Raw genomic sequence first — 26,196 nt, 5'->3', positions numbered from 1 at the left:
CACGCCGGTTCATCACACACGGAGGGTTCATGGCTACCGACTACGACGCACCTCGCAAGACCGACGACGAACAGTCCGAGGACAGCATCGAGGAGCTCAAGGCGCGGCGCCACGAGAAGAACTCCGGCAAGGTCGACGAGGACGAGGTCGAGGCCGCGGAATCGTTCGAGCTGCCGGGGGCCGATCTCTCGCACGAGGAGCTGGCGGTGCAGGTCGTGCCCAAGAAGTCCGACGAGTTCACTTGCTCGTCCTGCTTCCTGGTCCACCACCGGTCACAGCTGGCCAGCGAGAAGAACGGCCGGCTCATCTGCCAGGACTGCGCCTACTGAGCGACTCCGCGCCTGCGCTTGCGCTCGCGCTTGATGTCCGGAGCCGGTTCCCGAGTGGGAGCCGGCTCCTTCGGCGTCACGGACCCGACCACCGACGGCTTGACCGGCTTCATGCCGGGCGGGAGGGAGCCGGTGGAACGCACCCAGTACCCGGCGGTCCAACGACGGACCAGCAGCTTCACCAGCTCCACCAGGGCGCCGCCGACGACGGCCCAGGCCACCGCCTCCCGGGTCTCGACCTCGGGATTGCGTCCGGCCACGGGGGGTTTGCGACCCGTGGCCGCCCGCCAAGCGAGCTGGGAGACCTCACGGGCCAGCAGACCGGCCGCGACCGTGGATCCACGGTCCATCACCTTCCAGGCTCCGCGGCCGCCGGCTGAGCCCTTCTTCCTGCTCTTTCGGGCCTCGTCCTTCGCGGTCTTGTCCTTGCTGGACGAGCGACGCTCACGCTTCGCCATGGGATCCTCCCGGGTCGGTGGTGGGCAGGTCGGTCGGTACGGGAGCCTCGGGGCACGCGAGCGCGGCCGCGAGCCGGTGGGGGTGCCGCGAGCTGACCAGCCAGTACGGCGTCGGGTCGGCAGGGTCCGCCACGAAGATCATCGCGCCCCCGGAGACGTAGGCGCGGTGCATGAGCCATGCTCGCACGTCGGCCTCGGGTCCGTGCCTGCGTCGCATCGCGGCTGCATCGAGGACCTGCACCTCCCCGACATGCCGAGGCTCGAGGCGGGCGCGGCCCACCGCCAGCCCCTCGGGCCCGACGGCGATGACGATCGAGCCGCCATAGGTCCACAGGGCCAGGGCGATCACGACGCCGAGGGCCAGTGCGACGACGACAGCAGCCGTGGGACCCGCGACGACCAGCACCAGCCAGCCCCAGACGACGGCGAAGAACGCCCCGGCCAGCCACCACGAGACGGGCGGAACCAGTCGCTCGCGGTAGGTGGTCACGCCCTCAAGCCTGCCGCATCCCCGCCTGTCCGGCGAGAGTAGGGTCGGCGCATGGTCGCCGTGGAGATCACCAGGCTCGACACCGGGCTCCCGCTCCCCTCCTACGCCCACCCCGGCGATGCGGGAGCGGACCTGCACACGGTGGAGGACGTCACCCTCGACCCGGGCCAACGGCGACTGGTGAGGACCGGGCTGGCGATCGCGCTCCCCCCGGGGCTGGCCGCCTTCGTGCACCCACGCTCCGGCCTCGCCCTGCGGCACGGCCTCTCGATCGTCAACGCTCCCGGCACCATCGATGCCGGCTACCGCGGCGAGATCGCCGTCCTGCTCGTCAACCTCGATCCGCAGGACGCCGTCACGCTGAGCCGGGGGGACCGGATCGCCCAGCTGGTCGTCCAACGGGTCGAGCACGTCGACTTCCTGGAGGTCGACGCCCTCCCCGACTCGGTCCGGGGTGCCGGCGGCTACGGTTCCACAGGGGTGGCCGTCGCGGCCCCCGGGGAGGACGCGAGATGAGACGTCGCAAGCAGCAGGAGCAGGCCGAGCAGGCCCAGGAGAACGCCGACGAGCAGGTCGTCGACGGGCCACGGTCCAACGGTCCTTGGGACCGTGCCGAGAAGGAGCCGTCCGAGCGACACCTCGACCTCGGGGCGCTGCTCGTCCGAGGTCGCATCGGCACCGACCTGAGGGTGCCCACCGAGGCTGACGGCAACCGTGCCGCCGTCGTCCTGCTCACCGAGGACGCCGGGCTGGAGATGCGCGCCTTCGCCGCGCCCCGCAGCGGTGGACTCTGGGACGAGGTGCGGGTGGAGATGGGCCGGGAGGTCGAGCGTCTCGAGGGCAGCTGCGAGGAGGTCGCGGGCCCGTTCGGCACCGAGCTGCACGTCCGGCTGCCCGCCACCACGCCGGAGGGCGAGCCCGGGGTCCAGCCGACGCGGGTCATCGCCGTCGAGGGTCCGCGCTGGATGCTGCGGGGCACCTTCCTGGGGCGGGCCGCGCTGGAGCCCACCGACGAGGGCATCCTGATGGAGTCCTTCCGAGACACGATCGTCGTGCGGGGCGTGGAGCCACGGATGGCGCGCGAGGCCCTGCCGGTCGCACCACCGGTCTCCGCCCCAACCGATGGCACCGCCGCCGACGACACGTCGGCCACCTAGGACACGGTGATGAGCGAGCGCCAGCGACCGAACAATGAATCACGAGTGCGAGCACGTTCCTACGGTGGTTCTTCTGAGGACGTGATCGCATGAGCGGACACGCGGAGACCGTCGAGCAGCTCGTCCGCTCCCAGCTCTCCAAGGCGCTCGGGGGCGGCCGCGGGGTCGTCGAGAGCGCCATCCCGACGATCGCCTTCACGATCTGCTGGATCGCCACGAACGACTTGCGCACGTCCTTGTACGTCAGCATCGGGCTGACGCTGGTCCTCCTGCTGGTGAGGCTCGTGCAGCGCACGACCATCCAGTTCGTGATGACGGCCCTGTTCGGCATCGGCATCGCCGCGCTCTTCGCAGCACGCAGTGGAGAGGCGCGGGACGTCTTCCTGCCGGGGATCCTCTACAACGGCGGCTACGCCGTCGTGCTCGTCATCTCCATCGTGGTCGGTTGGCCCGTCGTGGGCTTCATCATCGGCAGCATCACCGGTGAGCCCACCGAGTGGCACGACGACCGGGGGATCGTGAGGCTCTGCTCCACGCTGACGTGGCTGCTGGCCGCACCGTGCGTGCTGCGCGTCCTGGTGCAGTACCCCCTCTGGGCCTCCGACCAGGTCGCCCTGCTCGGCACCTCCAAGGTCGTTCTCGGCTGGCCGCTGCAGGTCGCCTCCTTCGCCGCGATGGCCTGGGTGCTCTCCCGGAACAAGACGCCGCTGGCCGATGACGAGCCGCAGGGCTCGTCGCAACCGTGAGCAGCACCGGCGCGGCTGATCTGCTGCCTGTGGTCGAGGTCGGTCCCGTCACCCACTGTGCTTTTCGGGTGCTGCGCGCCTGGGTGGTCGACGGGACGCGGCATGGTTGACCAGCTGCCGATCGTCGACGTGGGTCCCGTCGCCCACGGGGGCCACTGCGTGGCGCGGCTCGACGGCCAGGTCATCTTCGTCCGGCACACCCTCCCCGGGGAGACCGTCCGCATCCGCATCACCGACGACGCCGGACGATTCCTGCGCGCCGACGCGGTCGAGATCCTCCAGGCGGCCCCCGGACGCGTCGCTCCACCGTGTGCTCTCGCCGGGACGTGCGGCGGCTGCGACTTCCAGCACGTCGACCCCGCCGTGCAGCGCGGGCTCCTCGCGGACGTCGTGCGCGAGCAGCTGCAGCGTCTCGCCGGGATCAGCTGGGAGGGAGAGGTCGAGGCGATCTCTCCCGAGCTTGGCTGGCGGACACGCATGACCTGGGCGGTGGACGACGCGGGCCGGCCCGGCCTGCGGCGGCATCGTTCCCACGACGTCGTTCCCGTTCCCCACTGCCCGATCGCCCACCCGGACCTGCCCGACGTGCTCGGTCACCGATGGGACGACGAGGTCGTCGAGGCGACCGTCTCCTCCACCGGCCAGCGCCTCGTCGGTTGTGACGGCCCGACCCCCAAGGGCCTCGACGTCGACGGGATCGTGGACGGGGACGGCGCCAGACGCAGCGGGCGGGCCCACGTCCTCGAGCAGGTCCGGGACCACGACTTCCGCGTCAGCGGCTCGGGGTTCTGGCAGGTCCATCCCGAGGCTGCGACGACGCTCGTGGACGCCGTCCTCGACGCAGCAGGAGTCCGGCCGGGGGAGTCGGTGGTCGACCTCTATGCCGGAGTGGGGCTCTTCACCGCCTTCCTGGCCGAGGCCGTGGGTGCGAGCGGGTCCGTCGTGAGCGTCGAGGCGGACCCCGGTGCCGCCAAGGACGCTCGACGCAACCTGCACGCGCACCCGCAGGTCTCCCTCGTGCAGGAGACGACCGAGCGAGCCCTGCGATCGGACCGGGTGGGGCCGGTGGACGTCGTCGTGCTCGATCCTCCTCGAACCGGGGCGAAGCGCGCGATCAAGGACCTGGCTGCCCTGGGTGCCAGGACGATCGTCTACGTCGCGTGTGACCCCGCAGCCCTGGCCAGGGACGTCGCGTCGCTGGAGCAACGCGGGTACGCGCTGGAGTCGTTGCGGGCCTTCGCGCTGTTCCCGATGACCCACCACGTCGAGTGCGTCGCCACCCTCACGCGGTCCTAGTCAGCGTGGCCGCTTGTCTGCCCCACCCCGGAACGGCAGGGTGTCGCCATGACGTTCGCCGACCCGCAGCGCTGCCCTGACTGCCGAGGGCATCTGGAGGGCGGCCCCCACTGCCCGACCTGCGGCCTCGACCTGACCAGCGACGCGGCCCGCACCCTGTGGCAGGCGTTGCAGTCGGCGGACGCCTGGCTGGTCAAGGCGCGAGAGCATCGCGTGCCGCTCGGACCACCCCAGCCGGTCGAGGACGCGCCGATGTATCCGCAGGCCCCGATCTCGGTGCCGGACCCGATGCCGGCACCCGAGCCGGCCGCTCCCGGCCCGGGGCCGTCCGCGCCCATCGAGACCGACCTCGTCGCTGCAGCCACGGCGCCACCACGCCGACGGCTCTCGGTCGGCACGGTGCTGCTGGCGCTCGGCGCACTCTCGCTCATCGTGGCGGGCAGCATCTTCATCACCGTCTACTGGGACGTGATGGGACTCCTGGGCCGCGCCCTGGTCCTGCTCGCCGTCACGGCCGTCTTCGGGGCCCTGGCCGTCTGGGCGACCCGGCGTGGCCTGCGCGGCTCGGCCGAGGCTCTCTGGTCCGTCTTCCTCGCGCTGCTGAGCCTGGACTGGCTGGCCGCGCGGAGCCAGGGACTGCTCGGGCTCGACGACGCTCCGGCCGCGCCGGTGGAGCTCTCCTGGGCGATCGTGGTGGTCGGGCTCGCCGTGGTGGCCGTGCGACTGGGTCACCGACACCTCGCGGGCGAGGACTCCTCGACCTCCGTGACCCTCGTCGTGCCCTCGGTCGCAGCGGGCCTCGCCGCCACGTACGCGATCGTCGGCCGTGGCCCGGACCTCACCGAGGCGGGCCTCGAGCTGTTCTGGGCGGTGCTCGCCGTGGCGCTGCTGCTTGCAGCGGCCGCTCTGGGCTTGTGGCGCCTCGCCCTGCGGATCGGGGCCCTCCTGATGGCCGTGCCGACAGTGGGCTACGGACTCGTCGCGATCGTCATCTCCGTCGACCAGGCCGTCACGCATCCCGAGCTCCACGCACTGGCGGTGCGGGGCGAGGGGGTCCCGCTCCTGGTGGTCGTGATCGCCACGCTGGGTGCCGCCGTGGTCGTGCGCAGCAGGGCGGTGGTGGTGAGCGCCCTCGTCGCCGCGGCGACGCTGCTCGCGACACTCCTGCTGGTGCTGCCGGTTGCCGCACAGTGGCAGGCCGGTGGTGCGGTGGTCGTCCTCGCACTCGTCCTCGTGGGCCTCGTCGTCACACCCGCGGGCGCGTGGGGTCGCGGTGGTCGCTGGGCCGCGAGCGTGCCGGCCGCGACGTTGGCCCTGGTGCTGCTGCTGCGCCTCGGTGTGTTCGTCGGGGCCGTCGCCCTCGCGCTGGAGGACGTGGGCAGCGCCTCGCTCCTGTCCCCGCTGGAGGCACCCGGTGAAGGCGGGGACGCGTGGCTCGCTGCCGTCGCTGCGCTGGCTCTCGCCGCAGCGACCCTGCTGCTTGGCCGACGTGTGCCGGTCGTGGCCGCACGGGCCGGACATGCCGCCACGGTCGCCGTGGTGCTGCTGGTCGCCGGCGCTTGGGCCACACTCGCCTCCTACGAGGTCCCAGCACTCGTGCTCGCCCTCGCCGTGGTGGCCGGTGGGCTCGCGATCTGCCTGGTGCCTCGCCCCGCGCTGGACGTCCGCACCGTGCTCGGCGCGTCCGTGGTCGCTGCGGCCCCCCTCGTGGCGTTCGAGTCCTGGGTGGCCTGTCTCGTCGTCTGGCCGCTCGCCGCCGTGGGGCTGGTAGTCCTGTCCCTCCGACCGGCCCACCCGCGCTGGCGCGACGCCACGGCCGCCCTGGCCGCGTGGTGGGCGGCGGCGAGCGTGGTGCCGTTGGTCGAGGTGCTGGGCCACGGTCCCGAGGTGCGGGCCTACGGACTGCTCGCCGCCGGTCTGGTCCTGCTGGGCGTGGCCGCGTCCTGGCTCACGGCACGCTCCGGGCGTGCCGGAGTCGAGGTCGCCGCGGCCGTCGGCCTGCTGTGGTCGGTCGGGCAGGGGTCGGCTGCTCTGGCCCCGGAGCCGTTCGCGCTGCTGGTGCTGGTCCTCGGCGGGGTCGTCGTGGGGCTGTCCCTCGTGCCGGGCGGGCACCGGTGGTACGGCCTGGCCGGCTCGCCGTTCGCTCTCCTGGCGGTGCTGACCACGATCGATCGCTGGGACGGAGCACTCTGGGTGTGGCCGGCCGCCGCCGTCGTCGTCGCGGTCGCCGCCGTGCGCGTGGGAACGGGGCACGCCCGCACCGGCCTGGCGGGGGTCGCGGCCCTCGTGGCGGGATCCTGCGTCGTCCCGACCTGTGAGGTCCTGGGCGCGGGACGCACCACCCTGATCGTCGCCCTGCTGGCAGCCGGGCTCCTCCTGGTGGCGGGGGCGCTCCTGGCATTGTCTCGGCAGGCCGGGGGTGACGGTGTCGAGGTCGCGGGGGCCGTGCTCGTCGTCCCTGCGCTCGTCGGCGCCTGCGTCCAGCTGGACCTCGCGACCGTCGCGGTCCTCTTCCTGGTCACTGCGGCCTCGGCGATCGGTCTGGGCTGGTTCGTGGAACGTCGACGCTGGTACGCGCTGGTGGGGGCCTCGACCGCGGCGCTCGTCGTGCTGGGCACGATCGAGAGCTGGCCCACGGCCGTGTGGGCCTGGCCCGTGGCCGGTCTCGTCATCGGCGCGGCCGCGGTACGTGTGCGGCCCGGGTGGGAGCGCTCGCTCGTGGCGGGCGGCTCCGCCCTGGCGCTCGGTGCCTCGGTCGTCCCGGCGGCCGAGGTCCGTGACCTGCCGGTGGAGACGTGGACCCTGCTCGTGGTGGTCGCGAGCTGCCTGGTGGCCCTGGTCGGGCTCCTGCTGGTGGGTCCGACCCGTGGCGGTGACGGGGTGGAGGTCGCCGGCGCCCTGCTGCTCGGCCTCGGACTGGTCGTGTCCGGCGTCGAGACAGGCCCTGGGCACGTCGCCCTGCTGCTCACCGTCACCGGGGTCGTCGCGGCCGCGGTGTCGCTGCTGGTCCGTCGTCGATCCTGGTACCGATGGGTGGCGGTCGCAGCGCTGGCCGTCGCCTACGTGCTGCGGCTCGTCGCCAGCGACGTCGGGGTGGTCGAGGCCTACACCCTCCCGTTCGGTGCAGCGCTGCTGCTGCTCGGCGGGTGGGTGATGGTGCGTCCGCCCGCCGGCCGGGGCGAGCTGGGCTCGGTGGTCGCGCTCGGGCCGGGCCTGCTCCTCGTGCTCGCCCCGAGCCTGCCGCAGGCGCTGGCCGACCCGGCCAGCCTCCGGGCCCTCGCCCTCGGGCTCGGCGCCTTCGCCGTGCTGGTCGTCGGGGTCCTGCGGCGATGGAAGGCCCCGTTCCTGCTCGGTGCGCTCGTGCTCGGGCTCGTCGTCCTGGTGAACCTCGGCCCGCTGGCGTGGGGGCTCCCGCGGTGGGTGCTCATCGCGGCGGCAGGTGCGATCATGCTGGGAGCCGGTGTGACGTGGGAGAAGCGGGTCCGTGACGGACGCGCCGTGGTGCACTGGGTCGGGACGATGAGATGAGGAGGCTGACGGACGTGGATGACCCCCAGCTCGTCGCCGAGCCTCAGCGCAGCGTCTCGGACCTGCGGCGCTCGGCCTTCGGGCAGGACGTGCTGCTGTTCTGCGTCGCCTTCACGTCCGGCGCCGTCCTCTACCTCGCCGGACGTCTCGTGACCGGGCCGGAGGGAGACCTGTGGTCCGTCGGGCTGTCCGACGACCTGCTGCTGAGCGGGCTGGTGGCCGGCGAGCTCTTCCTGCTGTGGAACAACGGCTGGCGGCAAGGGCGCCGTGGGCACAGCATCGGCAAGCACCGTTCCGGGCTCGTGGTCGTCGATGCGCGCACGGGGGAGCGGCTCGGTGCCCTCCGCGGCCTGGCGCGCGGGATCGTCATGGTCGCACTGGTGGACCTGGCGGTCGCCGCCATCCCGGTCGGTCTGCCCACCGTGCTGCGTCGCTTCACGCCGGACGCCTGGCACGTCGGTGCGGCGGCCTATCTCGCACTCCTGGTCCTGCTCGTCTCGCTGCTGCCGCTGACGCGCAACGTGCCCGACGTGCTGGTGCGCAGCCGTGTGGTCCGCAGTGCAGACGTCACCAGCGAGCGTCGACGCCGTGCGCTCGTCGTGCTCGACGTCGTGGGGGTGGTCGGCGTGGTCGGTGTCTGTGCCGCGTACCTGGCCTTCTTCTGGCCGCTCATCTGGCAGCTGCCGGCCCTGCGGTGAGCACTCGACGCCCGGACCCGTCGTGTGGTGGGGGAGGAGTGCACTTCGTCTCGACGTCATGTATCTTGATGTCAAGAGACTTTGACCGGCCGACTAAGGCTCACCTGACGTGGCGCTGAAGCGCCAGGCTCGGCAGGATGGGTTCGACCCCGCGAAGGAGACATGATGAGCGTCGACAGCTTCCAGTCCAAGCAGTCCCTCGAGGTGGGTGATGCCTCCTACGAGATCTACCGGCTCGACCAGGTCACGGGGGACGGGCTCGACGTCGCCTCGCTCCCGTTCAGCCTGAAGGTCCTGCTCGAGGCGCTGCTGCGCACCGAGGACGGTGCCAACATCACCAAGGCCGACATCGAGGCCCTCGCCGGCTGGGACGCCTCGGCCGATCCCAGCAAGGAGATCCAGTTCACGCCCGCCCGCGTGATCATGCAGGACTTCACCGGTGTCCCCTGCGTCGTCGACCTCGCCACGATGCGTGAGGCGATGGCCGACCTCGGCGGCGACGCCACCAAGATCAACCCGCTCGCCCCGGCCGAGATGGTCATCGACCACTCCGTGATCGCCGACGTCTTCGGCACCCCCGAGGCCTTCGAGCGCAACGTCGAGATCGAGTACGAGCGCAACCGTGAGCGGTACCAGTTCCTGCGCTGGGGCCAGGGCGCCTTCGACGACTTCAAGGTCGTCCCGCCCGGCACCGGCATCGTGCACCAGGTCAACATCGAGCACCTCGCCCGCGTCGTCTTCACCCGCGACTCCGAGGGTGCCGTCGTGGCCTACCCCGACTCCTGCGTCGGCACCGACTCCCACACGACGATGGTCAACGGCCTGGGCGTCGTGGGCTGGGGCGTCGGTGGCATCGAGGCCGAGGCCGCGATGCTCGGTCAGCCGATCAGCATGCTCATCCCGCGCGTCGTCGGCTTCAAGCTCTCCGGCGAGCTGCCCTCCGGGGCCACCGCCACCGACCTCGTCCTGACGATCACCGAGATGCTGCGCGAGCACGGAGTCGTCGGCAAGTTCGTGGAGTTCTACGGCTCGGGCGTCAGCGCCGTCCCGCTGGCGAACCGCGCGACGATCGGCAACATGAGCCCCGAGTACGGCTCCACGATCGCGGTCTTCCCGATCGATGAGGAGACCACCACGTACATGCGCCTCACCGGGCGCAGCGAGGAGCAGATCGAGCTCACCGAGGCCTACGCCAAGGCCCAGGGCCTGTGGCACGACGCCGACGCCGAGCCGCGCTTCTCCGAGTACCTCGAGCTCGACCTCTCCACGGTCGTGCCCTCCATCGCCGGGCCGAAGCGTCCGCAGGACCGCGTCTCGCTCACCGACGCCAAGGGATCCTTCCGCACGGCCCTCGCCGACTACGCGGAACAGGACGTGAACGGCTACGACGAGGCCGTCGACGAGTCCTTCCCGGCGTCGGACTCACCGAGCAGCTCGGACTCCGGCACCAACGGCGACAAGCCGCACGCACCGGCCCCGTCGGGTACCGGCCGGCCCAGCAACCCGCAGCACGTCACCCTCGAGGACGGGACGGAGTTCGACGTCGACCACGGCGCGGTCACGATCGCCGCCATCACGTCGTGCACCAACACGTCCAACCCCTCGGTCATGATCGGCGCGGCGCTGCTGGCCAAGCGAGCCGTCGAGAAGGGCCTCTCGAGCAAGCCGTGGGTCAAGACGACGCTCGCGCCCGGCTCGAAGGTCGTCACCGACTACTACGAGAAGTCCGGCCTCACGCCCTACCTGGAGAAGCTCGGCTTCCACCTCGTGGGGTACGGCTGCACGACGTGCATCGGCAACTCCGGTCCACTGATCCCCGAGGTCAGTGCTGCCGTGAACGAGGGCGATCTCGCCGTCACGTCGGTGCTGTCGGGCAACCGCAACTTCGAGGGCCGGATCAACCCGGACGTCAAGATGAACTACCTCGCCTCCCCGCCGCTGGTCATCGCCTACGCGCTGGCGGGCTCCATGGACGTCGACCTGTTCAACGACCCGCTCGGCCAGGACTCCGAGGGCAACGATGTCTTCATGAAGGACATCTGGCCCTCGCCCGCGGAGATCGAGGAGGTCATCGCGTCCTCGATCGACTCCGAGACCTTCAGCTCGGAGTACGCCGACGTCTTCGCCGGTGACGAGCGCTGGAAGAACCTCTCGACCCCCGAGGGCGACACCTTCGCCTGGGACGAGGACTCCACGTACGTGCGCAAGGCGCCGTACTTCGACGGCATGGAGCTGGAGCCCGCACCGGTCACGGACGTCTCCGGCGCCCGGGTCCTGCTCAAGCTCGGTGACTCCGTCACGACGGACCACATCTCGCCGGCCGGTGCCATCAAGAAGGACAGCCCGGCGGGGACGTACCTGTCCGAGCACGGGGTCGCCCCGCGCGACTTCAACTCCTACGGCTCGCGCCGTGGCAACCACGAGGTCATGATCCGCGGCACCTTCGCCAACATCCGTCTGCGCAACCAGATGGCACCGGGCACCGAGGGTGGGTTCACCCGCGACCTGCTGGGTGGCGGCGAGGTCACCACGGTCTTCGAGGCCTCGGAGAAGTACATCGAGGCCGGGATCCCGCTGGTCGTCCTCGCGGGCAAGGAGTACGGCTCCGGGTCCTCACGTGACTGGGCGGCCAAGGGCACCGCGCTCCTGGGTGTGAAGGTGGTCATCGCCGAGTCGTACGAGCGGATCCACCGCTCGAACCTCATCGGCATGGGCGTGCTCCCGCTGCAGTTCCCCGAGGGGGAGAACGCCGAGTCGCTCGGGCTGAGCGGTGAGGAGACCTTCGAGGTCACCGGCGTCACCGCGCTCAACGACGGTGAGACCCCGCGCACCGTGACGGTCAAGGCGAATGGGGGTCCCCCCACCACTGAGGGCGTAGCCGGTGGGGGAGACATCGAGTTCGAGGCCGTGGTCCGCATCGACACTCCTGGTGAGGCGAGCTACTACCGCAACGGCGGCATCATGCCGTACGTCCTGCGCTCGCTGCTGGACTGACCTCGGCACGCTTGACGACGGCCCCGGGCACCGAGCCCGGGGCCGTCGTCACGTTCGGAGGCCTCGGGGAGAAGAAATTGTTGTCTGGGACGCGAAATGTGGTCCGAAACGCTGGACGTGACCGCAGTCACGCTATAGGTTCTCCCAAACAACAATTTTTGCGTCTCGATGAACGACGGGTGTCGTTCGTGTGTCGCACACGAGGAACAAAGGAGGCGGTCGGTGTGAAGCGGACCCGCAATCTGGTGCTCGCCGCGGCGAGCGCTGCGCTCGTCCTGAGCGGATGTGGCAGTGACTCGGGGGATGACGGTGGCTCCGAGGGTGGTGAGGGCAAGATCGGTGTGATCCTTCCCGACACCGCGTCGTCGGTGCGGTGGGAGAGCGCCGACCGGCCGGCCCTGGAGTCTGCGTTCGACGAGGCCGGCGTGGAGTATGAGATCCAGAACGCCGAGGGAGACGCCGACCAGATGGCCACGATCGCCGACGGCATGGTCGCCGACGGCGTCACGGTCCTGGCGATCGTCAACCTCGACTCCGACTCCGGTGCAGCCATCCAGGAGAAGGCCGGCCAGCAGGGCGTGCGCACGATCGACTACGACCGGCTCACGCTGGGCGGCTCGGCCGACTACTACGTCTCGTTCGACAACACCGTTGTCGGTGAGCTGCAGGGTGAGGGCCTGGCCCAGTGCCTGGGCGAGGACGAGGCCGACGTGATCTACCTCAACGGCGCCCCGACCGACAACAACGCGACGCTGTTCTCCGAGGGTGCGCACAGCGTGCTCGACGAGGGCCCGTACGAGAACGCCGGCGAGCAGGCCGTGCCCGACTGGGACAACGAGCAGGCCGTGACGATCTTCGAGCAGCTCTACACCCAGGCCGACGGTCAGGTCGACGGCGTCTACGCCGCCAACGACGGCCTCGCGGGCTCGGTCATCTCCATCCTGGAGAAGAACGGCCGTGCGGGCGAGGTCCCGGTCACCGGTCAGGACGCCACGGTCGAGGGTCTGCAGAACATCCTCGCGGGCGACCAGTGCATGACGGTCTACAAGTCCGCCAAGCTCGAGGCCGGAGCGCTCGCGGAGACCGCGATCGCCCTGGTCAACGGCGAGGACGCCGAGACCAACGGCACGACCGAGGACGTCGACGGCGACCGTGAGGTGCCGTCGGTCCTGCTGGACCCGGAGTCCATCACGCAGGACAACGTCAAGACCGTCGTTGACGACGGCGGTGTCACGGCAGAGGATCTCTGTGACGGCGAGTTCGCCGAGATGTGCGAGGAAGCCGGCATCTCCTGAGGTGCTCCCGCCGGTGGCGACGCCTGAGCGTCGCCACCGGCGGGCCCGGCCCTGCCCCGTTCGTCCCTGAGGAGTCCCGATGAGCACGACCCCCCTGCCCGAGCCCCTGCTGGAGCTGCGCGGCATCAACAAGAGCTTCGGCGCCGTCCACGTGCTGCACGACGTCGACTTCGCCGTCTACCCCGGACAGGTGACCGCCCTCGTGGGCGACAACGGCGCCGGCAAGTCCACGCTGGTCAAGACGGTCGCCGGCATCTACTCCGCTGACTCCGGGCAGCGCTACTTCGGCGGACAGCCGGTCCAGATCGACAGCCCCCGGGACGCGGCGGACCTGGGCATCGAGGTGGTCTACCAGGACCTCGCGCTCTGCGAGAACCTCGACATCGTCCAAAACATGTTCCTCGGCCGTGAGTCGATGAAGGGCGCCGTGCTCGACGAGATCGCCATGGAGACCCGCGCCCGGGAGACCCTCGCCTCGTTGTCCGTGCGCACCGTCTCATCGGTCCGCCAGAGTGTCGCGAGCCTGTCCGGCGGCCAGCGTCAGACCGTGGCGATCGCCAAGTCGGTGCTCTGGAACTCCAAGGTGGTGCTGCTCGACGAGCCGACGGCCGCGCTCGGCGTCGCCCAGACCCGCCAGGTGCTCGACCTGGTCCGCCGCCTGGCCGACCAGGGACTCGGCGTGGTGCTGATCTCGCACAACATGGCGGACGTCCTCGAGGTGTCCGACCGGGTCACGGCGTTGTACCTCGGTCGCGTCGCTGCCGACGTGCCGACCAGCGACGTGACCCACAGCCAGATCGTCGAGCTGATCACCGCCGGACGATCCGGTGACCTCGGCCTCTCCGCCCCAGCCACCGCCTGACTCGCAAGGAACCACGATGACCACCACCGAATCCTCCAGCTCGGCGAGCCTGGCCGAGACCGACTTCGCCGGCGACGCCCGGCACGTGTCGACGCTGGGCGAGGCCGTCCGTGCCTACGGTGTACGCCTGCGCGGCGGCGACATGGGGGCGTTGCCCGCCACTCTTGGCCTCGTCGTCCTCTTCATCATCTTCGGGGCTGCGAACAGCTCCTTCCTCTCGGCGCTGAACATGGCCAACCTCATCACCCAGGCCGGGGCCATCTGCGTCCTGGCGATGGGCCTGGTGCCCGTCCTGCTGATGGGCGACATCGACCTCTCCGCCGGCGTGGCCGGTGCCGTCTCCTCGACGGTGGTCGCTCTCTTCATCGTCGAGCAGGGGCTGCCATGGTTCCTCGCCGTCATGGGCGGGGTCCTGAGCGGCTTCATCATCGGCTTCATCATCGGGCTGCTCGTGGCCAAGCTCGGCATCCCGTCGTTCGTCGTGACGTTGGCCTTCTTCCTCGGTCTGCAGGGCGTCACCCTGCGGCTGATCGGCCAAGGCGGCTCCGTCCGCGTCGACGACCCGGTGCTGCGCGGCCTCACGATCGAGAACCTGCCCGTCGTCGCTGGATGGATCGTCGCGATCGGCATCATCGTCGCCTTCGCCGCCCTGTCCCTGCTGCGGCACCGCAGCCAGGTGCGCCGAGACCTGCAGCACGAGCCGTTGAGCGTCCTGCTGCTCAAGATCGCCGGTCTGGCCGTCGTCGTGATCGGTGTGACCGCCGTGCTCAGCGTCAACCGCAGCCGCAACCCCAACTTCCCGATCGAGGGCGTGCCCTACGTGCTGCCGGTGGTCGCGGTGCTGCTGATCTTCTGGACCTTCGTCCTCACCCGCACGCGCTACGGACGCCACGTCTACGCCGTGGGCGGCAACCGGGAGGCGGCCCGTCGGGCCGGCATCAACGTGGACCGGATCCGCGTCTCGGTCTTCATGATCTGCTCCTCCATGGCGGCGATCAGCGGCATCATCGCGGCGTCCTACTCCGGAAAGGTGTCGCCGTCCTCCGGTGCCGGCAACACGCTGCTCTACGCAGTCGGTGCGGCCGTCATCGGCGGCACCAGCCTGTTCGGTGGCCGCGGCAAGGCCCGCGACGCCGTGATCGGTGGCGTCGTGATCGCGACGATCGCGAACGGACTGGGTCTGCTCAACCAGGCCGCCTACATCAACTTCCTCGTCACGGGTGGCGTGCTGCTCCTGGCGGCCAGCGTCGATGCGATCTCTCGTCGTCGTCGCTCGGCCTCCGGGCTGGGGTGACCTCGTGGTCAGGGCCGGCTCGGGGACCAACCAGGAGGCGGTCCGGCGCCACAACCTCGGGACACTGCTGGGGCACGTGCACCACGGTGGTCGGATCTCCCGTGCCTCGCTGACGACGATGATGGGGCTGAACCGCAGCACCATCGCCGGGCTCGTGGGGGAGCTGGAGTCTCTCGGGCTGGCGGAGCAGTCCGCCCCGACGGCCTCGCGACACGGTGCTGGACGACCCTCGCCCGACGTGGTGCCGATCGGCGACGGAGCCTACGTCCTCGCGGTCGACATCCGCGTCGACGGGCTCGCCGTCGCCCGCATCGGGCTGGGTGGCACGGTGCTCTCCAGGGCGACCGGTCCCATCCCGACCACGCGGACGCCCGAGGCCACCGCCGACGCCGTCGTCGAGCTGCTGCGCATCGTGGTGCGGGAGGCACCGGCCTCCTCGGCCCTCGTGGGCGTCGGCGTCTCGGTGCCCGGCCTCATCCGCCGGACCGACGGGCTGGTGCGCCTGGCCCCGAACCTCGGGTGGGTCGACGTCCCCTTCGGCCAGATCCTCGACCACCGCCTCGGCGGCGTGGCCACCGTGCACACGGGCAACGACGCGGACCTGGGTGCCCTCGCCGAGCACCTGCGCGGGGCCGGCGTGGACGGCTCGGACCTGATCTACCTCTCCGGCGAGGTCGGTGTCGGTGCCGGCATCATCGTCGATGGTCACCACCTCGGTGGTGGCGGTGGCTACGCGGGCGAGATCGGCCACCTGCAGATGGATCCCGCCGGCCGGCTGTGCCACTGCGGGAGTCGGGGCTGCTGGGAGACCCAGGTGGGGGCGCCCGCCATCGCCGAGGCGATCGGGTGTCCGCAGGACCGGATCGCGTCCCTGGGTGACGTGCTGGACGGTCTGGCCGAGGCCAACGAGGGTCTCCGGGAGGTCGGCCACCTGCTCGGCAGCGGCATCGCGAGCGCGGTCAACCTGCTGAACCCGCGGGTCGTCGTGCTCGGCGGGTACCTGCGCTCCCTCTACCCGCTCGTCGGCGCCGAGGTGGAGTCAGGCCTGCACGACCGCGCGCTGGTGGCTCCGCGGGAGCAGGTGCAGGTCGCCCTGCCGGTGCTCGGCGGCGACACGGTGATCGTGGGTGCCGCGGAGATGGCGTTCGCGGCCCTGCTGGAGGACCCCGTGGCGTGCCTGGCGAACGCTCGCACGGACGTCGACCGCGCCCTGGGCGTCGTCGCCTGAGATCAGATCGGGACCGAGCCGTCGAGCACGCCGGTCAGTGCGTGCTCGGCTGCCCCGACGGCCGCGGCCTCGATCCCCAGGGCGCCGGCACGCAGCGTCGGACGGTGCCGGTCCGCGGACGGCAGTCGCTCGTCGATGACGGCGGAGGCCACCGGGAGCAACCACGGGGCGAGGGGGACGAAGTAGCCCCCCAGCACGACGGCGTCAGGATCGAGGATCGAGGTGAGCGAGGCGATGCCGTGCCCGAGCCGGGACCCGAGCTCGGCGAGGGCTGAGCGGACCGGGGCCTCCACCTCGGCGCGCGCCGCGACCGCGGTGGCGGACTCCGTCGGGTTCGCGTGCTCGGGCTCGCCCACGGCGCGGAGCATCGGCCGAAGGCCGACGGTCGCCTCCCAGCAGCCGAGCCGGCCGCAGCCGCATCGCGCATCGGGCCGTCCGATCGGCATGTGGCCGACCTCTCCGGCGAATCCGGCGCCGCGCACCAGCCGGCCGTCGTCGACGATCCCGGCCCCGATCCCCACCGTGCCGGTGAGGTACAGGGAGTGTCGGACGTCCAGTGCAGCGCCGTGCGCGCCCTCCGCGACGGCCGCCAGGTTGGCGTCGTTCTCGACGACGACGCGCAGGCCGAGCGCCTCCGAGAGGGCCCGGCCCGGCCGTGCGTCCTCCCACTCGAGGTTCGGCGCCCAGGCCACGGTGCGTCCGTCGGTGTCGACGAGCCCGGGGACCGCGAGGCCGGCCCCGACGACGGGGCCGGTCGCCTCCTCCTGGACGGAGACGGCCAGGCCACGCAGGACCTCCAGCGGTGAACCCGTGCCCACCGCGGTGGTCCGAGACGTCACCACGCCCCCTGCGACGTCCACCAGGGCAGCGGCCACGTAGTCGACGTTGGCCTCCATGCCGAGTCCCAGCAGGCCCGACGGGGCCAGCGAGACCGGACGCGAGGGTCGCCCACGGGCCCCGTTCTCGGGCGCGCCCTCGGCGACGACCCCGCGCTCGAACAGGTGGCCGACGATGGCCCCGATCGTCGCCTTGGCGAGCCCCGTGCGCTCGGCCAGCAGCGATCGGCTGGCAGGACCGTGCTCACGCAGGGCGACGAGCACGGCCGCGGTGTTGAGTCGACGCAGGCGTTCGGTGCCCACGGCACCCAGGGTCATGTCAGACCACCCAGGGTCACCGGACGCCGTACAGGTGCTCGAGGGCGAGCTGGTCGAGGTGCTCGAAGGCCGAACCACGGGCGCCGAGGGCCTCGACGTCGGGATCGATCTCGTCGCGTACGTCCGCCCAGCCCTCACCGGGTGCCAGCGTGGGGATCGAGAGCTCCGGCAGCCGGGCGGCCTCGAGCGCAGCCTGCACCTCGGGGTCCGCACGGAAGGCCTGTGACTTCTCCCTCAGGACGAGATAGTTCGTCATGCAGGCCGCCGCGGCGACCCACACGCCGGCCTCGTCCTCGGTCCGGGGCGTCTTGAAGTCGAAGTGGACCGGCCCGTCGTACCCGCCCTGCAGGAGCGTGTCCACGACCCAGAACGCCCCACGGGCGTTGCCGGCGCCGAAGCGGAAGTCCTGGTCGTAGCGCGGTCCGGTCTGCCCGTTCAGGTCGATGTGGAAGAGCTTGCCCTGCCACATCGCCTGGGCGTACCCGTGCGCCGCGTTGAGACCGGCCATCTCCTCGTGCCCGATCTCCGGGTTCACGCCGACGAGCTCCGGCCGCTCGAGGGTCTCGATGAAGGCGAGGGCGTGGCCGATGGAGGGCAGCAGGATGTCGCCACGGGGTTCGTTGGGCTTGGGCTCGATCGCGAACCGGAGCGAGTAGCCCTTCTCGGTCACGTAGTCGCCCAGGACGTCGAAGGCCTCCTTGTAGCGCGACAGCGCCGCCTGGACGTCCTTGGCAGCGCCGGACTCCGCGCCCTCGCGCCCGCCCCAGCAGACGTAGGTGTCGGCGCCGAGCTCGGCTGCGAGGTCGATGTTGCGCATCACCTTGCGGATGGCGAAGCGCCGGACGGCGCGGTCGTTGGAGGTGAAGCCGCCGTCCTTGAACACCGGGTGGCCGAAAAGGTTGGTCGTGGCGGTGGTGACGGCGAGCCCGGTGTCGGCCAGGCCCTTCTTCCAGCGCTCGATGATCGCCTCGCGCTCGGCCTCGCCGGTGCCGAACGGGATGAGGTCGTCGTCGTGGAAGTTCACGCCGTAGGCGCCGAGCTCGGCGAGCTTCTCCAGCGCGTGCACCGGGTCCATCTCGCCACGCGTCGGGTCACCGAACGGGTCACGACCCTGGTAGGCGACGGTCCAGAGCCCGAAGGAGAACTTGTCGGCGGGGGTGGGGGTGGGGACGCTCATGCGATTGCCTTTCATCATGACCACGCCGCAGTGCGGTCGCGGAGGAGTGCGTAGGCCTCACGCACGGAGGTGAGGGGGTCGCCCTCGAGGTGGTGGTCGATCGGCAGGGGCCAGGCCGGTGGGGCCTGACCGCCCAGCAGCGCCCAGGCCGCCTGTCGCGCGGCGCCGAGGGCGACGTGGTCGCCGTCCGCGGGCAGCAGGGCGTCCTGCCCGAGGACGGCCGGCGCCAGCGCGCGGACGGCCTCGCTCCGCGTGCCGCCCCCGGTGAGCAGCACGCGCTCGGGTCGGCCCGAGATGGCGGCGACGGCATCGGCTGCGTCGGCGAGCGAGCACAGCAGGGCCTCGACGGCAGCGCGGGCGAGGTCCTCGCGCGTGGTGGCGGGGGTGAGCCCGTGCCACGTGCCGACGGCCGCCGGTCGGTTGGGGGTGCGCTCGCCGCCGTAGTAGGGCAGCAGGGTCAGGCCGTGGGCCCCGGGCACCGACTGCAGGGCCAGTCGTGACAGGCCCTCGTGGTCGACGTCCAGGAGCCGGCACTGCAGGTCCAGGATCCGGGCGGCGTTCAGGGTCGTCGCCATGGGCAGGAAGTTCCCGGTGGCGTCCGCGAAGCCGGTGACGGTCCCGGTCGCGTCGGCGGGGGGCGTCGTGCTGATGCTCGAAGCGACGCCCGACGTGCCGATGGACAGGGCCAGGTCACCGGGTCCCATGTTCAGGCCGAGAGCCGCGGCCATGTTGTCACCGGTCCCGGCGGCGACGAGGACTCCCTCCGGCGTCTCGCCCCCGGCGTCGCCCGGCCCTACCAGGCGCGGCAGCGACACCTCGTGCCCGAGGGCGGCGGCGGCGAGGTCGGGGCGCCAGTCACGGCTCGCCGTGGCGTAGTAGCCGGTGCCGGAGGCGTCGCCGTGGTCGGTGAAGGGCGCGGAGCGACGTCCGGTGGCGTGCCAGGAGACGTAGTCGTGGGGGAGCAGGACCGTGGCGACCCGCGTCGCCGCCTCGGGTGCGTGGTCGCGCAGCCAGCGCAGCTTGGTGGAGGTGAAGGAGGCGACGAGGACGCTGCCGATCTCCTCCGCGCAGCGCTCCGGCCCGCCCATCTCGGCGACGAGCTCCGTGGCCGCCGCTGACGAGCGCGTGTCGTTCCAGAGCAGGGCGTCGTGGACGGGCTCGCCCTCGGCGTCGAGGGCCACCATGCCGTGCTGCTGGCCGGCCACCGAGAGCGCGTCGGCGCGCGGGAGCAACGGGCCGGCAGCGTCGTCGAACGCTGCGAGCCAGGCCCGGGGGTCGACGGACGTCCCGTCCGGGTGGGGCGCTGTGCGCCGTTCGACGACGCTGCCGTCGTCGGTGTCGACGAGGACGGCGGTGGTCGACTGCGTGGAGGAGTCCACGCCGATCACGAGAGGCATGGGTCTATTTAATACGACACATGAATTAAGTCAAGAGCCCGGCATGTTGCGCCGCTGGCTGCCCGGAGGTCTCCGACTGGTCGACCGGGGTTCATCCAGTGCCGTTGCCGTGGGGGCATGAACACTCGACGCGACCTCATCCGCACCGGGACGATGCTCGGCGCCGCGGGGGCTGTGGGCATGGGGACCGCGGGCACGGCCTCGGGGGCCGTGCCCGACACCCGCGCCCACGCCGTCCGTCTGCGCCGCGACCCCTTCACGCTCGGCGTCGCCAGCGGTGACCCCGAGCCGGACGGATTCGTCCTGTGGACCCGGCTCGCCCTCGACCCGCTGGCTGCCGACGGCCGGGGCGGCATGCCCCCCGGGGCGGTGCCCCTGCGGTGGGAGGTGGCCACCGACCGTCGCTTCACGCGGATCGCGCAGCGTGGCACCGTGGTGGCCAAGCCGGGGACGGCCCATGCCGTCCACGTCGAGGTGGAGGGTCTGCGTCCCGATCGGCCCTACTGGTACCGCTTCCGTGCCGGGAAGCACGTCTCGCGCGCCGGCCGCGCACGCACGTCACCCGCTCGCGGCACGATGCCGGAGGCTCTGGACGTCGCTTTCGCCTCCTGCGCGCAGTACGAGCACGGCTACTTCGGCGCCTACCGTCGCCTGGCCGAGGACGCGCCCGACCTCGTCCTGCACCTCGGCGACTACCAGTACGAGTACACGGCGGGGGACTACGTCGCGCCGGGTGGCAACGTCCGCGGGCACGAAGGCCCTGAGACGGTCGACCTCGCGTCCTACCGGCAGCGCCACGCCCAGTACAAGACCGATGAGGACCTGCAGGCGGCGCACGCCGCCGCCCCGTGGCTCGTGGTGCTGGACGACCACGAGGTCGACAACAACTGGGCGGCCTCGATCCCGGAGAATCCTGACGAGACGGTCGGCTTCACGCGTCGTCGGGCTGCCGCGTTCCAGGCGTACTTCGAGAACATGCCCCTGCGCAGGCGCTCGTTCCCCCGTGGCGAGCACATGCAGCTGTTCCGGCGGCTGCACTGGGGCGACCTGGCCAGCTTCCACATGCTCGACACCCGGCAGTTCCGCTCCGACCAGGGGTGCGGTGACGGCTACCAGGCCGACTGCCCCGAGGCGAGCGACCCGGCCCGCTCGATCACCGGGCCGGCGCAGGAGCGCTGGCTCCTCGACGGGTTCCGGGCCTCGCGGTCCCGGTGGGACCTGCTGGGCCAGCAGGTCTTCTTCGCCCAGCGCGACAGCACCGAGGGGCCGGTCACCACGGTGTCCATGGACGCGTGGGACGGCTACGCGGCCTCCCGCGACCGCATCACCCGCGGCTGGGTCGACGCCGGCGTCCGCAACGCGGTGGTGCTGACGGGCGACGTCCACGCCCACTGGGCGAGCGAGCTCAAGCTCGACTACGCCGACCCCACCACGAGGACCGTGGGGACGGAGCTGGTGTGCTCCTCGATCACCTCCGGCGGTAACGGCGAGGACGCGGAGCTCGACGCGCACCCCTGGCTGCGGTGGAACCCGCACTTGAGGCTGCAGAACAACCTGCGCGGCTACGTCACGGCCCGGATCACCCCGAGCGAGATCACTGCCGACTTCCGGGCCCTCGCGCAGGTGCGGTCTCCGGGCGCCGAGGTCTTCACCCGCGCGACGATGGTCGTCGAGGACGGCAACCCGGCCCTGCAGCTCACCTACGACCGCGGCGTCCCGGGGGCCTCCGTGCGCTCGGCGCGCGGCGACGCCGAGGTCACCCGCGAGACGATCGAGCTGGAGACCGAGCGCCCCTGACCGCGGGGGCAGACACTGCCTAGGCTGGGTGGGTGACCATCCACACCGACCACCCCTTCCAGCCCGGCGAGGGCGACCGCGACCCGCTGCGCCGCTTCCGCGGCCGGATGTCCTCGGCGGTCTCGGTGATCACCACGGGTTCGCACCGAAGACGCGCGGGGCTGACGGTCTCCTCCTTCGTCGTCGCCGAGGGGGACCCCGGACGGGTGCTCGCCCTGCTCGATGAGGACTCGACCCTCTGGGACGCCCGTCCCGAGCGTGTCGTGGTCAACCTGCTCGCCATCGAGCACGCCTGGCTGGCCGAGGCGTTCGCGGGACTGGTCCCCGCACCCGGTGGTCCCTTCACGCTGGGGGAGTGGACCGCGTCGGCCTGGGGGCCGGTGCTGACGGGCGCTGCCGGGTGGCTGGGGGTGGCCGTGGACCGCTCGGAGCCACGGGGAGCGGGCTGGTCGGTGCTGCTGGAGGGATCCGTGGAGCACGTGCAGGTGGGCGAGCCCGACGCTCTCACCCACGTGCGCGGGCGCTACGGGGGCTGAGGCGGGGCCCGGGCGCGGTGTGGCGTCGTCGCTAGACTGTCCCAATGGCCGGACCTGCTGAGCGCGAGACCCCCGGAGTGCTCGACTCCATCTCCGGACCCGACGACCTCAAGCGCCTCGACGACGCGCAGCTGGACACGCTCGCCCACGAGATCCGCGAGCGCACGATCGATGCGGTCGCCGCCAACGCCGGACACCTCGGACCGAACCTGGGAGTCGTGGAGCTGACGATCGCGATCCACCGGGTGTTCGAGTCCCCCCGTGACCGGGTCGTCTGGGACACCGGGCACCAGTCCTACGTGCACAAGATGGTCACCGGACGCGCGCAGGACTTCGGGTCCCTGCGTCAGGAGGGTGGGCTGTCCGGCTACCCGTGCCGGGCCGAGTCCGAGCACGACTGGGTGGAGAACTCCCACGCCTCGACCAGCCTGTCCTACGCCGACGGCATGGCCCGCGCCAACCAGGCCCTGGGTCGCGACGACCACGTCGTGGCGGTGATCGGCGACGGCGCCCTCACCGGCGGCATGGCGTGGGAGGCCCTGAACAACATCGCCGCGGGCCAGGACCGACGCCTCGTGGTCGTGGTCAACGACAACGGTCGGTCCTACCAACCCACGGTCGGAGGGCTGGCCAACCGGTTGACGGAGATCCGCACGAGCCCGCGCTACGAGCCCGCGCTCCACGCGATCAGGGACCGCCTCAACCGCACCCGCGCCGTGGGCCCGGTCACCTACGACGCCCTGCACGCCATCAAGAAGGGCCTCAAGGACGTCCTCGCGCCCCAGGGCATGTTCGAGGACCTCGGGATCAAGTACATCGGTCCCGTCGACGGGCACGACCGCGTCGCGATGGAGCAGGCCCTCACGGCCGCCAAGCGGTTCGGGGGGCCGGTGCTCGTGCACGCGCTGACCACCAAGGGCCAGGGCTACGACATCGCCGTCGAGAACGAGAACGACCAGATGCACCAGGCTCCCGCGTTCGACCGTGAGACCGGCGACGCGGTCGCGGTGGCCCCGGCAGGGTGGACGTCGGTCTTCCGCGACGAGGTCGTCCGCATCGCCGACGAGCGGCCCGACGTCGTCGGCATCACTGCGGCCATGCTCTACCCGGTCGGCCTCGACGCGTTCGCCGAGAAGTTCCCCGACCGCGTCTTCGACGTCGGCATCGCCGAGCAGCATGCCGCCACCAGCGCCGCCGGCATGGCCATGGCGGGCCTGCACCCGGTCGTGGCCGTCTACGCCACGTTCCTCAACCGGGCCTTCGACCAGGTCCTGCTCGACGTCGCGATGCACGAGTGCGGCGTCACCTTCGTGCTGGACCGGGCCGGCGTCACGGGCGACGACGGCGCCAGCCACAACGGCATGTGGGACATGTCGATGCTGCAGATCGTGCCCCGGCTGCGCCTGGCTGCACCCCGGGACGGGTCCCGCCTGCGCGAGCTCCTGCGCGAGGCCGTCACCGTCGACGACGCCCCCACCGTGGTCAGGTTCGCCAAGGGCGCCGTGCCCTCGGACATCCCCGCCGTCGACACGGTCGGCACCGCGGACGTCCTCGCGCGCGGCGAGAGCGACGACGTCATGGTCCTCGCCGTCGGGTCGATGGCCGGGTGCGGCCTGGAGGCGGCTGCCAAGCTCACCGCGTCCGGGATCGGTGTGACGGTGGTGGACCCGCGCTGGGTCAAGCCGTTCGACCCCGCCGTCGTCGAGCTCGCAGCCCAGCACCGGCTCGTCGTGACCATCGAGGACAACGGCCGCGCGGGCGGCGTCGGTGCCGCCTTCACCCAGGCACTGCGCGACGTCGAGGCGCTCGTGCCGGTACGGGTGCACGGAGTCGCCCAGGAGTTCCTCGAGCACGCCAAGCGACCGGTGATCCTCGAGCGGCTCGGCCTGACCCCCGAGGCGGTGGCCGCGGACACGCTCGCGGCCTGGACCCGGAATACCCACGGGTCATGAGGCGCTGACTCATCCGTGTGGCCTTCTCGACGTGAATCCGACAGCACCAGCCCGCGCCCCCCGGGGCCGGTCCTGATCCATGCCCTCGACGGCTTCCTGACCGCCGGCGGCGCCCCACGCATCGCCGCGGAGCAGCTGCGCAGCGGTCATGGCGAGGTGGTGCACACCTTCGACGTCGACGAGCTCTACGATTACCGCGCGCGTCGGCCGTTCATCACCTTCCGTGAGGACCACTACCAGGACTACGACGAGCCGCGCCTGGAGGTCGTGCGCGAGCACGACCAGGAGGGCACGCCGTACTTCCTCCTGTCGGGCCCGGAGCCGGACTTCCGCTGGGAGGCCTTCGCCGCGGAGATGCTGGAGGTCATCGAGGACCTTGACGTCTCGCTGACGCTGGGTCTCGGCGCCGTGCCGATGGGCGTGCCGCACACCCGCCCGCCGATGATCACCGCCCACGCCACCAAGCCCGAGCTGGTCGACCGCAAGAACCTCTGGCAGGCCGAGGTCCGTGTGCCCTCCTCGGCGCAGTCGTTGCTTGAGTGGCGCCTCGCCGAGCACGACGTCGACGCGGCCGGCTACGTCGTGCACGTGCCGCACTACCTCGCGCAGGTCGACTACCCGCAGGCCGCGATGGCGCTGCTGGACGCGGTCACCGACCGTCTCGGCCTCGTGCTCGACCTGGAGGAGCTCCGCGCGCTGCAGAGCGAGGCCGCCGCGCAGATCGAGGAGCAGATCGCCGAGCAGGACGGTGAGGGCATCCTCTCGGGCCTGGAGGAGCAGTACGACGCGTTCACGCGCGGCGCCGCGCAGTCGCTCCTGGCCGACGACACGTCGATCCCCAGCGGCGACGAGCTCGCCGACCAGTTCGAGCAGTTCCTGGCGCGACAGCGCAAGGACGACCAGGACTGAGGGCACCCGAGCGCCTCGCTAGGATCGTCTCGTGCCTGCATCCCTGGACGAGCTCGTCGACCTGCTGGACCTCGAGCAGCTCGAGGTGGGGCTCTTTCGTGGCTCCCAGCCCGAGGACTCCTCGCTCGTGCGGGTCTTCGGTGGTCAGGTGGCCGCCCAGGCGGTGATGGCGGCCCAGAGCACGGTGGAGCCCGATCGGCACATCCACTCGCTGCACGTGTACTTCATCCTCGGCGGCGACCCCTCGATCCCGATCGTCTACGACGTCGAGCACGTGCGCGACGGCGGCTCCTTCGCGACCCGACGCGTCGCCGCCCGCCAGCACGGCAAGATCATCTTCTACATGACGGCCTCGTTCCAGAAGTCCGAGGACGGCTGGGACCACCAGGACCTGATGCCGGAGGTCACAGCACCGGACGAGACCACGCCGCTGGTGGACATCATCGCCTCGGTGTCGCCGGAGCGGCTGCCGGAGTGGCGTCGGGAGTGGTCCTCCTTCGACCTGCGCTACGTGGGCGACAACCGGGCCGAGGACGACACGACCCGGGCCACGGTCCCGGCCGTGCAGCGACTGTGGTTCCGGGCCGACGGCGCGCTGCCGGACTCCCAGCTGGTGCACAACGCGGCCTTCACCTACATCAGTGACTTCAGCCTCCTGGGCGTCGCGCTGCTCCCGCACGGCGAGATCATCGGCTCGCCGAGGGTCCAGCCCGCCTCGCTGGACCACGTCATCTGGTTCCATCGTCCGATCAAGGCCGACCAGTGGTTGCTCTACGACCAGACGTCCCCGTCGGCCTCGGGTGCCAGGGGTCTGGCCACGGCCCGGGTGTTCTCCGAGGACGGCCGGCTCGTGGCGACCGTCGCCCAGGAGGGGCTCATCCGGCAGATCGGCTGAGCCG

General features: G+C 71.6%; 22 protein-coding genes. 17 read left to right on the top strand and 5 right to left on the bottom strand.

Annotated elements, in window-relative coordinates:
- The first annotated feature begins 29 nt into the window (after positions 1-29).
- Positions 30-329 (top strand): DUF4193 domain-containing protein, encoded by a 300-nt coding sequence (locus ACHAAC_RS07355; protein ID WP_435715415.1) that lies wholly within the window; start codon positions 30-32, stop codon positions 327-329.
- Here ACHAAC_RS07355 and ACHAAC_RS07350 read toward each other — a convergent pair.
- Both ACHAAC_RS07350 and ACHAAC_RS07345 read right to left on the bottom strand, forming a co-directional pair.
- Positions 323-787: a DUF4235 domain-containing protein gene (locus tag ACHAAC_RS07350; protein WP_435715413.1), complete on the bottom strand. Its 465-nt coding sequence runs from the start codon at positions 785-787 to the stop codon at positions 323-325. The two genes, ACHAAC_RS07355 and ACHAAC_RS07350, sit on opposite strands and share 7 nt — an antisense overlap.
- Positions 774-1,277: a DUF3093 domain-containing protein gene (locus tag ACHAAC_RS07345; protein ID WP_435715412.1), complete on the bottom strand. Its 504-nt coding sequence runs from the start codon at positions 1,275-1,277 to the stop codon at positions 774-776. Before ACHAAC_RS07345 ends, ACHAAC_RS07350 begins: the two co-directional genes overlap by 14 nt.
- Before the next feature lie 51 nt (positions 1,278-1,328).
- Here ACHAAC_RS07345 and dut point away from each other — a divergent pair, with 51 nt between their 5' ends.
- The 11 genes from dut to ACHAAC_RS07290 all read left to right on the top strand — a co-directional run bounded on the left by dut (position 1,329) and on the right by ACHAAC_RS07290 (position 16,375).
- Positions 1,329-1,793 (top strand): dUTP diphosphatase, encoded by a 465-nt coding sequence (gene dut, locus ACHAAC_RS07340; RefSeq protein ID WP_435715410.1) that lies wholly within the window; start codon positions 1,329-1,331, stop codon positions 1,791-1,793.
- Entirely contained in the window at positions 1,790-2,434 is a 645-nt protein-coding gene (locus ACHAAC_RS07335) for a DUF3710 domain-containing protein (protein WP_435715409.1), read from the top strand. The genes dut and ACHAAC_RS07335 overlap by 4 nt, the downstream gene beginning before the upstream one ends.
- Before the next feature lie 89 nt (positions 2,435-2,523).
- A complete protein-coding gene (locus tag ACHAAC_RS07330; protein ID WP_435715407.1) occupies positions 2,524-3,180 on the top strand; it encodes a DUF3159 domain-containing protein in 657 nt (218 codons plus the stop codon).
- Positions 3,181-3,282: 102 nt separating this feature from the next.
- Positions 3,283-4,476, top strand: coding sequence for a class I SAM-dependent RNA methyltransferase (locus ACHAAC_RS07325; protein WP_435715405.1), 1,194 nt, complete (start codon positions 3,283-3,285; stop codon positions 4,474-4,476).
- A gap of 48 nt (positions 4,477-4,524) precedes the next feature.
- Entirely contained in the window at positions 4,525-8,004 is a 3,480-nt protein-coding gene (locus ACHAAC_RS07320; RefSeq protein WP_435715403.1) for an SCO7613 C-terminal domain-containing membrane protein, read from the top strand.
- 14 nt (positions 8,005-8,018) lie between these two features.
- Entirely contained in the window at positions 8,019-8,702 is a 684-nt protein-coding gene (locus ACHAAC_RS07315; RefSeq protein WP_435715401.1) for a hypothetical protein, read from the top strand.
- Positions 8,703-8,867: 165 nt separating this feature from the next.
- The gene (locus tag ACHAAC_RS07310; protein WP_435715399.1) at positions 8,868-11,696 is read left to right on the top strand and encodes an aconitate hydratase; all 2,829 of its coding nucleotides are present in this window, start codon (positions 8,868-8,870) and stop codon (positions 11,694-11,696) included.
- Positions 11,697-11,920: 224 nt separating this feature from the next.
- Entirely contained in the window at positions 11,921-12,991 is a 1,071-nt protein-coding gene (locus tag ACHAAC_RS07305; RefSeq protein WP_435715397.1) for a sugar ABC transporter substrate-binding protein, read from the top strand.
- Positions 12,992-13,070: 79 nt separating this feature from the next.
- Complete coding sequence (locus ACHAAC_RS07300; RefSeq protein ID WP_435715395.1) at positions 13,071-13,853, top strand: ATP-binding cassette domain-containing protein; 783 nt, start codon at positions 13,071-13,073, stop codon at positions 13,851-13,853.
- A 16-nt stretch (positions 13,854-13,869) separates the two neighbouring features.
- Positions 13,870-15,147 (top strand): sugar ABC transporter permease, encoded by a 1,278-nt coding sequence (locus ACHAAC_RS07295; RefSeq protein ID WP_435715394.1) that lies wholly within the window; start codon positions 13,870-13,872, stop codon positions 15,145-15,147.
- A complete protein-coding gene (locus ACHAAC_RS07290) occupies positions 15,104-16,375 on the top strand; it encodes an ROK family protein (protein WP_435715393.1) in 1,272 nt (423 codons plus the stop codon). Before ACHAAC_RS07295 ends, ACHAAC_RS07290 begins: the two co-directional genes overlap by 44 nt.
- A gap of 2 nt (positions 16,376-16,377) precedes the next feature.
- On the opposite strand, the gene ACHAAC_RS07285 is transcribed toward ACHAAC_RS07290, so the two are convergent.
- Genes ACHAAC_RS07285 through ACHAAC_RS07275 form a run of 3 tightly spaced genes read right to left on the bottom strand, consistent with a single transcriptional unit; the run spans position 16,378 to position 20,103 of the window.
- Positions 16,378-17,514, bottom strand: coding sequence for an ROK family protein (locus ACHAAC_RS07285; RefSeq protein ID WP_435715392.1), 1,137 nt, complete (start codon positions 17,512-17,514; stop codon positions 16,378-16,380).
- Positions 17,515-17,545: 31 nt separating this feature from the next.
- A complete protein-coding gene (gene xylA / locus ACHAAC_RS07280) occupies positions 17,546-18,706 on the bottom strand; it encodes a xylose isomerase (RefSeq protein ID WP_435715391.1) in 1,161 nt (386 codons plus the stop codon).
- 14 nt (positions 18,707-18,720) lie between these two features.
- Positions 18,721-20,103 (bottom strand): FGGY family carbohydrate kinase, encoded by a 1,383-nt coding sequence (locus tag ACHAAC_RS07275; protein WP_435715390.1) that lies wholly within the window; start codon positions 20,101-20,103, stop codon positions 18,721-18,723.
- A 117-nt stretch (positions 20,104-20,220) separates the two neighbouring features.
- Here ACHAAC_RS07275 and ACHAAC_RS07270 point away from each other — a divergent pair, with 117 nt between their 5' ends.
- The 5 genes from ACHAAC_RS07270 to ACHAAC_RS07250 are packed head-to-tail and all read left to right on the top strand — an operon-like array spanning position 20,221 to position 26,192.
- Positions 20,221-21,900 carry an alkaline phosphatase D family protein gene (locus ACHAAC_RS07270; RefSeq protein ID WP_435715389.1) on the top strand — a complete coding sequence of 560 codons (1,680 nt, stop codon included), beginning with the start codon at positions 20,221-20,223 and terminating at the stop codon, positions 21,898-21,900.
- A 32-nt stretch (positions 21,901-21,932) separates the two neighbouring features.
- Complete coding sequence (locus ACHAAC_RS07265) at positions 21,933-22,436, top strand: flavin reductase family protein (protein WP_435715388.1); 504 nt, start codon at positions 21,933-21,935, stop codon at positions 22,434-22,436.
- Between the two features lie 44 nt (positions 22,437-22,480).
- A complete protein-coding gene (gene dxs / locus ACHAAC_RS07260; RefSeq protein WP_435715387.1) occupies positions 22,481-24,388 on the top strand; it encodes a 1-deoxy-D-xylulose-5-phosphate synthase in 1,908 nt (635 codons plus the stop codon).
- A 15-nt stretch (positions 24,389-24,403) separates the two neighbouring features.
- The gene (locus tag ACHAAC_RS07255; protein ID WP_435715386.1) at positions 24,404-25,297 is read left to right on the top strand and encodes a PAC2 family protein; all 894 of its coding nucleotides are present in this window, start codon (positions 24,404-24,406) and stop codon (positions 25,295-25,297) included.
- 31 nt (positions 25,298-25,328) lie between these two features.
- Positions 25,329-26,192 carry an acyl-CoA thioesterase gene (locus ACHAAC_RS07250; RefSeq protein WP_435715385.1) on the top strand — a complete coding sequence of 288 codons (864 nt, stop codon included), beginning with the start codon at positions 25,329-25,331 and terminating at the stop codon, positions 26,190-26,192.
- The last annotated feature ends 4 nt before the right edge of the window (positions 26,193-26,196 follow it).

The sequence above is a fragment of the Aeromicrobium sp. CF4.19 genome (assembly GCF_051262555.1).
Lineage (GTDB): Bacteria > Actinomycetota > Actinomycetes > Propionibacteriales > Nocardioidaceae > Aeromicrobium.
This window is presented reverse-complemented; position numbering and strand designations above follow the sequence as displayed.

Coding starts and splice junctions, on each gene's coding strand:
- ACHAAC_RS07355 (WP_435715415.1), top strand. CDS start 30: ATGGCTACCGACTACGACGCACCTCGCAAGACCGACGACGAACAGTCC.
- ACHAAC_RS07350 (WP_435715413.1), bottom strand. CDS start 787: ATGGCGAAGCGTGAGCGTCGCTCGTCCAGCAAGGACAAGACCGCGAAG.
- dut (WP_435715410.1), top strand. CDS start 1,329: ATGGTCGCCGTGGAGATCACCAGGCTCGACACCGGGCTCCCGCTCCCC.
- ACHAAC_RS07335 (WP_435715409.1), top strand. CDS start 1,790: ATGAGACGTCGCAAGCAGCAGGAGCAGGCCGAGCAGGCCCAGGAGAAC.
- ACHAAC_RS07330 (WP_435715407.1), top strand. CDS start 2,524: ATGAGCGGACACGCGGAGACCGTCGAGCAGCTCGTCCGCTCCCAGCTC.
- ACHAAC_RS07325 (WP_435715405.1), top strand. CDS start 3,283: ATGGTTGACCAGCTGCCGATCGTCGACGTGGGTCCCGTCGCCCACGGG.
- ACHAAC_RS07320 (WP_435715403.1), top strand. CDS start 4,525: ATGACGTTCGCCGACCCGCAGCGCTGCCCTGACTGCCGAGGGCATCTG.
- ACHAAC_RS07310 (WP_435715399.1), top strand. CDS start 8,868: ATGAGCGTCGACAGCTTCCAGTCCAAGCAGTCCCTCGAGGTGGGTGAT.
- ACHAAC_RS07300 (WP_435715395.1), top strand. CDS start 13,071: ATGAGCACGACCCCCCTGCCCGAGCCCCTGCTGGAGCTGCGCGGCATC.
- ACHAAC_RS07295 (WP_435715394.1), top strand. CDS start 13,870: ATGACCACCACCGAATCCTCCAGCTCGGCGAGCCTGGCCGAGACCGAC.
- ACHAAC_RS07290 (WP_435715393.1), top strand. CDS start 15,104: ATGCGATCTCTCGTCGTCGTCGCTCGGCCTCCGGGCTGGGGTGACCTC.
- xylA (WP_435715391.1), bottom strand. CDS start 18,706: ATGAGCGTCCCCACCCCCACCCCCGCCGACAAGTTCTCCTTCGGGCTC.
- ACHAAC_RS07275 (WP_435715390.1), bottom strand. CDS start 20,103: ATGCCTCTCGTGATCGGCGTGGACTCCTCCACGCAGTCGACCACCGCC.
- ACHAAC_RS07270 (WP_435715389.1), top strand. CDS start 20,221: ATGAACACTCGACGCGACCTCATCCGCACCGGGACGATGCTCGGCGCC.
- dxs (WP_435715387.1), top strand. CDS start 22,481: ATGGCCGGACCTGCTGAGCGCGAGACCCCCGGAGTGCTCGACTCCATC.